Annotated in this window: 8 protein-coding genes; 3 read left to right on the top strand and 5 right to left on the bottom strand. The window is 53.4% G+C overall.

Features of this window, described 5'->3' with window-relative positions; all coding sequences use genetic code 11:
- From D9K61_RS11155 to D9K61_RS11165, 3 genes are all read right to left on the bottom strand, one after another.
- A partial coding sequence (locus D9K61_RS11155) for a DUF1173 family protein (RefSeq protein WP_120633333.1) occupies positions 1-273 on the bottom strand: 273 nt, incomplete at its 3' end.
- A gap of 612 nt (positions 274-885) precedes the next feature.
- Positions 886-1,293, bottom strand: coding sequence for a thermonuclease family protein (locus D9K61_RS11160; protein ID WP_162946841.1), 408 nt, complete (start codon positions 1,291-1,293; stop codon positions 886-888).
- 192 nt (positions 1,294-1,485) lie between these two features.
- Positions 1,486-1,866, bottom strand: a complete 381-nt coding sequence (locus tag D9K61_RS11165; RefSeq protein WP_120633335.1) for a hypothetical protein — start codon at positions 1,864-1,866, stop codon at positions 1,486-1,488.
- Between the two features lie 180 nt (positions 1,867-2,046).
- Between D9K61_RS11165 and D9K61_RS11170 the strand changes: the two genes are divergently transcribed.
- From D9K61_RS11170 to D9K61_RS11180, 3 genes are all read left to right on the top strand, one after another.
- A complete protein-coding gene (locus D9K61_RS11170) occupies positions 2,047-2,769 on the top strand; it encodes a hypothetical protein (protein WP_120633336.1) in 723 nt (240 codons plus the stop codon).
- A gap of 482 nt (positions 2,770-3,251) precedes the next feature.
- The gene (locus tag D9K61_RS11175) at positions 3,252-4,271 is read left to right on the top strand and encodes an IS110 family transposase (RefSeq protein ID WP_120633337.1); all 1,020 of its coding nucleotides are present in this window, start codon (positions 3,252-3,254) and stop codon (positions 4,269-4,271) included.
- Positions 4,272-4,758: 487 nt separating this feature from the next.
- Entirely contained in the window at positions 4,759-5,460 is a 702-nt protein-coding gene (locus D9K61_RS11180; RefSeq protein ID WP_120633338.1) for a hypothetical protein, read from the top strand.
- 94 nt (positions 5,461-5,554) lie between these two features.
- On the opposite strand, the gene D9K61_RS11185 is transcribed toward D9K61_RS11180, so the two are convergent.
- Together D9K61_RS11185 and D9K61_RS11190 are read right to left on the bottom strand one after the other, a co-directional pair.
- Positions 5,555-6,055: a hypothetical protein gene (locus D9K61_RS11185; RefSeq protein WP_120633339.1), complete on the bottom strand. Its 501-nt coding sequence runs from the start codon at positions 6,053-6,055 to the stop codon at positions 5,555-5,557.
- Positions 6,056-6,696: 641 nt separating this feature from the next.
- A partial coding sequence (locus tag D9K61_RS11190; protein WP_216825787.1) for a substrate binding domain-containing protein occupies positions 6,697-7,175 on the bottom strand: 479 nt, incomplete at its 5' end.

Consider the following 7,175-nt stretch of genomic DNA (forward strand, 5'->3'; position numbering starts at 1 on the left):
GGGATCTGCGGGGAGGGCCGAAGACTGGACCTGCGCCAGTCCCGAGAATTCTGCAGGTGGCAGGAAAGACGGGCAATCAATCGCATGATCGGGCCCGGTTCCGGGCATCCTTTTGACGATGAATTTGCCAGCCGTTGCGGCGATGTACATTTCTGGGGCAGGCATACGGCAGCCGCATTCAACACGCGTGCCTGCGCTGTGCGCGGCCGTCAGGGCCTTCTGTCCGTGTTTGGTATCGACCAACAAAGGGGAACCATTCAGGAACAGGGTCATACCGATAATCCCGGACCGCTCGCGCGCATGTTGACAAAACCGTTACCTGCCGTGTCCTCGCATTGTTTTGACTGGGCTAACTTGAGTAGCGTTGGAGATACCGCTCCGTCTGCATCGCAGATGGCGGCGGTGTGGTGGGTGCAGTTCAATCTGAACCTGTCCACCGTCTCTCTTCGGTGTAGCACCACTTGCATCGAAGAGAGCGCTTTGCGAAGAGAACCGAAGCCCTTTTCAGAGTTTACTGGAGTGTCAGCGGCCACTGCGGTTACCTTTCCGGACATTCAAATTAGGTCAGTAATGTTTACATAATAAGCCTTATGGGGCGTAAATCCGGCGCACTGAGCACGCAGGATTCGGACACCCGGTCACCGCTCGGATGTCGCTATTGCTTCCCGGAGTCACAGGCATTGACTCCAGTGCAATTGCTGTCCTTTTTAGGAGCAGCATCGGGGATTGGTGGTTTCTTCATCGTTACGGTCCTCTCTTGATGTTTGAGGAAGGCCCCGGATGGCTTTTGGGGCGTTTTTCTGGTCCTGCCGGTTGTTGGCGCAACCGACAGGACCGTTCTTTGCTCGACTAGTTTCCTTCCTCTTGCTGCATTTTATTCTCCGATCAGATGCACCAGGACTGGCGCTTGCCGCCGTCATAGGATCGTGCAAGACCTTCAGAAATCAGGATGGTCCCGACGTCCCGTCCGTCCACACGCCCGGCCGCCAGAAAACGGTCATGCACGTCCAGTTCTGGTTGGATGACCAACTTGATTTGGCCCGCCGTATCGATGAGGTCTTCCAGCCTATCTTTTGCCTTCAGGCCCAGAGCCTTTTCCGCATCACATTGTGGACGGTAGGTCTCGGGCGTATCGAAGCCGACCAGGCGGTAGCGGTCATCGCCATGGTCGATGGTGTCGCCGTCAACAGCAACAATTTCTGAGGCGCGCAGAACCTTTGCCGACCGACCGAAGTGGTGGTTTGCGATCAGCACCCCGGCTATCATCGTGCAGGAAATAAGGAGCTTTTTCACGCGCCCTGCCCTCCTTTCTGCAGAAGAAAGTCGGAACCTCGATCAACGAGGCAGGGAACATCAACGTGCGTGCCCCCTGCCCCGCGCCATGTCGAGTAGATCGCGGTTCTTTGCGCTTTTTCGAAGACTAGCTGAGAAGCGCCTTGGCTCAGACGGCCAACAGCCACTGCCTGTATTAAGTAAACCTTCAGACTATTTGGCTTTGCCGTCGTCCTTTGAATCGTCCTGATCAGGGTCTTTATCAAAATCCAGGTTGATGTGCCCCCGCACTCCATCTGTCGTGATCGTGAGATCATTGTGCAGGGTGATGTCAGTGCCCTGTCTGAAACGGGTATGGAAATTGAACAGGCCCGGGAACAACGACAGTCTGCGGGGAACGACCCCTTGAGACGTCGCTCTTTCAGAGATGAGGACGTTATCCTTCCCATCATAACGATAGATGCAAATGTATTGCGGACGTCCATTTTGCCCCAGCTCGACTAGGTCATACCGAAACTCGTAGTCCTTTCCTGATTCAACAAGGTCTCGTGCTTCGCCTTGTGTGATCAATGGAAAGTTCTTTCTGTGCGGCATGGTCGTCCCCCTATGAGACGACTTCTTACATCCTTTCGAAACCTGCGAAAGTTCAGATCTGGGTTTTTCAATAATGCATAATTTCAAATTCGCAAAACAGAAATAAATGTGTTCTAAAAATTTACGCAGAATTCAGCCGACACGATTCACTCAATCTCTGTTGCTTGAAAGGAACCCACTATGTTTCGCAAGACGCTATTTGGATGCGCGTCCGCCCTGGCAATCGGTTTATCAGCCCCAGCCGAAGCCTACCCGATTGATTGCGCGATTTTCCTTTGCCTCGCTGGCGGCTGGCCGAACGACCCTGATTGCAATGCGGCGCGGGCGGAGTTCATTCGGCGCATAACACCCATGCCCGTTGAGCCACCGCTACAACTCTGGCGTTGCCCCATGGGCGTTGCGTCTGGCTCATCTCAGCTCACACCGATGCAACGTCTGGAAGCCATCAAGGCCGTCAGTGGCACGTCTGTCCCCGAGCTGCCCGACAAAGAAAGAAGTGCAATTGTTGTCGAGGCCTCGTTTACCTCAGATTTGTGGTCAACAAGTAGCGCAGACCAAAATGTGAGCTGGACACCAATCGGTTCCCCTGCCCTGCCCGTGCCAACACTGGCAAACGTCGATCTTTCGTCAGCGGACTTTGACGTTATCAGATCCATCCGCGTTTGGGATGTGCGACACTACAGTTACCGGGTCCGTGAGCGCGAAGGCCCATGTTCTGTTCGCCTGGACATGGTTGTCGGAACCTATGACGAGAACGCCAATTTCCATTGGTCGGATCGTGCCCCTGGGCCAAGACCGGATTGGCTGCCTCTCCGCAAAGACTGCCCAAGCTATTTTCGCGGCGTAGGTGTCGAGTGGTCAGACTTTTTTGGCCGATATGATTATGAGCTGGTCCCTTATTGACGAACACACCCAGCCGGGCCAACTGAGCATACAATGTCTGTAACAAACTGCATTTATTCAACGCTTGGATTGCAAACAGCGTGGTTCTTCGCTCGAACTTTTTTGCGTCCATCCGGGGTGCCAAACTCACATCAATTGCGAATGAAATCAGATTAGTTGCGACGCGACTGCAATCATCTGTCCCAGATCATTTTAGATGTGAACAACAAGTCAGCTCGTACAAATGGTCTATTCTGATTGGGTGTGTGCAAGCGCAGCAATCGTCGTTCGCTGCACCGAGCATGAACCGGTAAGGTGCAGGACTTTGCCGCCGTTGCCCTTCCTGATGTTTGCTGACGCAGCATTCGCTCGCGGGTGCGGCGTGGTTTTTGCTGTAAAGCAGCATGTGTCGCCAAACCGGATGGGGTGGGTGGCTCCTGCTCCACCGGCATCGAATGTGCCAAAGTGCAGTTGTTACCGACTGCTAGGAAAGGAGCCACCCAATGACAGCTAAGACAGTAGGCCTAGATTTGGCAAAGGACGTTTTTCAAGTTCACGGTATTTCTGAGAGTGGGCGCGTGATCTTCAACAGGGCCATCAAGCGTGCGAAGCTTTTAGCGTTTTTTGAGATGCTGCCGCCTTGCACGGTCGGCATGGAAGCGTGCGGTTCATCCCATCATTGGGGCCGTCAGCTGCGCAAGTTTGGTCATGACGTCAGGCTAATGCCAGCAAACTATGTGAAGCCTTATGTCAAACGCGGAAAGACAGATGCGGTAGACGCGGAGGCAATTTGCGAAGCCGTCAGGCGCCCGACGATGCGCTTTGTCGAGATCAAGACCGAGGCTCAACAGGCTATTCTATCGATCCACCGCACGCGGGATCTGGCAGTCCGGCAGCGCACCCAGCTGGCCAATATGATCCGCAGCCTGTTGCGCGAGTTCGGGCATATCTTGCCTATCGGGATCGAAGCGGTAACGGCCTTTGCGAAGCGCCACCTTGACGGTGATCACCCGGACATGCCCGAGATCGCGAACGGAATGCTTGGTATCCAGTGCTATCAGTTTATCGGTTTGAACGAGCGCATCGAAGGTTACTCAAAGATGATCGAACAACATGCTCTGATAAATGCTGATGCGCGTAGATTGATGCGCATGCCAGGAATTGGGCCAATAACGGCATCGGCCATTGTCGCGACGATCGGGGACGCAAAACAATTCCGCACCGGGCGCGATCTAGCGGCTTGGCTGGGGCTGACCCCGCTCAACAAATCCAGTGGCGGCAAAGAGCGATTGGGCAAGATCACAAAGGCTGGCGACCGCTACATTCGCAAGCTGCTGGTCGTGGGCATGACGTCTCGCGCCGTGATGGCGAAACGTTCGCCAGAAAAGGTTGATCTGTGGACAGCCAAGATCATTGCCGACAAACCATTCCGGCTGGCAACAGTSGCGATGGCAAACAAGGCAGCGCGGTCCATCTGGGCGATGCTCACAAAGAAACAGGAATATCGGCAGCCAGCGTTCTAACCGCGCTGACTGTCTACGAGATGCAAGACGTTGAAGTGATGATGCGGAATTAAGTCAACCAAGAGCAAGGACACTCCGGGAATGGCTGCGGCCCTCTTCAGAGGCCGATAACCCGATTGGAACCTCGCTCGCGGAATTCATCAGGGCCAGTGGAGGCAATGCCAAAACACAAACAGGCCGGACAGACGACGGTACTGACGAAAATGACCCGCAAACATCGACAGAAAACGCTTGCAATGCAGGAGCCACCCACAGAGGCCGTTGAAAGTCAGGCCGAGGGGCCAAATTCAGTCCACCCTTTCGCCGCAACGTGGATCGACCATCGAGGAGCGGGACTCAGTGTGCTTTCGCTGCGGCCACGCCAATGGCCGTTCTCGTGAATTCGGCATCAACAAACCGTTTTCGGTGGGTGCCACAAACGGTGGTTTTCGCCGGTGACAGAAACGTTCGGGTTTTGGCCAAGCGCCTCCGATGTTACCACTAGTCGGTGATCACACCTGCGTTGGCGAGGGGACAGCCGTTGATTGGAAAGTTAGCTGAAAAGGTCGGCGCGTGGAGCGAAACATGGGGACAAGTTGTTTTCAGGCCGACACACTTCTTTGCTGCTCTCCGGGCAAACCCCGCTGCGCTTAGTTCACCGGAGTTTTTTGCGGGCAACATTCTGCTTGCCTATTTTCTGACATTCGTGGCGTCGGTCGCGTTCTTTCTCGCATATTATCCCGATACGTTGGCCGAAAAACTGCCCTCTCGCATCAGTGGCGATCTTACACTGATAACCAAGCTATATTTCGCGTACTGCGTGGTAATATTTTTGGCGTTCTTGGTCAGCTCGTCGCTATCTTACTTGGTCGCACTCGTATCCAAAACGTCTGCATCCTTTCGAACGCATTTCGAAGGCTACATGTACTTGAGCGCGCTTGAGCCGCTTTGTGTCTTCTTTCTGGCTCTATACTTTCTGTATGATCAAAACCCCGCCGCGGTCTGGTCTTTGTTGATCGTCTTCTTGGCGGCAAGACTTTGGGGGTGCTTCGCGGGTTGGAAATTTGTCAAATGTTTACACGCCCCCATAAAGCGACCAGCGGTTACTTACTTCCTCGGCTTCCTGCCAACTTGGGTGCTGCTGAATACGCTAATAGCGGCTCTCCTTTGGATGATACTCTCTTGGGCCATTGTTCCCTACTGGGATTGAGTTTCTCTGGTCAAAAACCCCCTGCCAATACCTATGCGTCAAAAACGGTCGTTTATGCCGGTGACAGAAACGTATGAGTTTTGGCAGTTTTCCATCACTCTTCCGGTCGATCTGCTATGTCAATGGTTCTGCCATCAATGACGACCGTCACTTGTGTATCCTTTCCACTAATCAAAACGGTTACCCGGTCTTCAAGCTCGATGCGCGTCTCTTTCAATTCCTCACTGTTTGTCTTTTGCCAAAGCGGGCCGACTATCTTCTGGACGAAACCGATTAGCTGATCAGCCGAGTATTCAACCATTTTTTCCATTAGGTTTTCGGCCAACATTTTGAGAGCGGGAAGAACGAGGTGATCGAGCGCGGCCTTTCCTGTAACGGCGGCGGTTGCGTATAGTGCAACCTCCAACGCAACATATTCATGCGTGCGATCAGTGTCGTCTGTATCGCCCCAGTTTTCGACCGTGATAACGGGATCATTGTCCAAAATGTCGTGAAGCGCTGAAGCCCTGCGCCGGTGCAACTCCCAACCCAGCTCTACGTCGCCAGTGGCCATATCGTCTTCAAGTCGGTAAACACCCAAACGAATTTTAAGCATCGGTTTCCTCCAGTTTCTCCAATTTCAAATGTAGAAGTCGGAAAGAAGGGCTTCATCGTGTTTTACCATGATGATGGCAAACCGCCAACGATGATGCTCTGAGCGCCGTCATATGAAGGAATGGTTCTAGCAACTGCATTTTTCAGGCGGGCAGACTGGTCCACTTTTGACGTGATTTGCTAAGTGCATTGGCGATTGTGACGAGCTTTCTCGCGACTGCGGTAATGACGACCTTGTGGGGTTTGCCTGCATCGCGCAGTCGATCTGTCACTCAAAAATCAATGCTCCGCGCATGAAGACAGAAGGCCACAAACGGTCGTTTATGTTACATACAGCAGAAGCACCAAAATCGTTGAAAAATCTTGCGCCACAAACCCTTGGCAAAACTGCCTTTGATTTTGTCACGTTTTTGGCGTGCGTTCGTGACAACGGACATTCATGCAAACCGCAGCATCCGGCACTCTGGGCTCTCCCCGCCCTTTCGCCGCTCGACGCACGAAGGCGCGATGTCGGAAATCGCTACCATCCGCGCTATCGACCGCAAACTGGTAAGACGCGGGACAAAGCATCATTTTGCTGCGCTTACTCCAAGGGCAGTGATGGTGCGCATGCGGACGTTGCTAATCAATATCTGCAAATACTCAGTCCAACTCCCACACTGGCGATTTGCCGATCTTCTCGATCAGATAATCAATAAACACCCGGACTTTAGCGGTCAGCACGTTGGATTTTGGATAAACCAGCCACAACACAGATTGATCATCGACATCGAACTCCGGCAACACTCTGACAAGTGAGCCTTTGCGGACTTCATCGTGAACGCTCCACATTGAGTTCATGGAGATACCAGCCCCTGCCACTGTCGCTGCTTTTTGGCTCAGCCCGTTGTTGAGAACCAGCCGACAGCTCGCCGATTGCGGGTCAAAGACGCCTGTCTTTCCGTCCACAGTTCTCAGGTTGCGCGCAGATTGGTCCTGAAACCCGATCAGCGCATGATCTTCCAGGTCAATTGGCTGTTGCGGTGTACCGTGACGTTGGAGGTAATCTGGTGACGCGCAAAGAATGCGGCGATCATCTGCCAGCTTGCGGGCCTTGAGGCTGGAGTCCTCCAAGGCAGAAT

The organism is Ruegeria sp. EL01 (assembly GCF_900313035.1).
GTDB lineage: Bacteria > Pseudomonadota > Alphaproteobacteria > Rhodobacterales > Rhodobacteraceae > Ruegeria.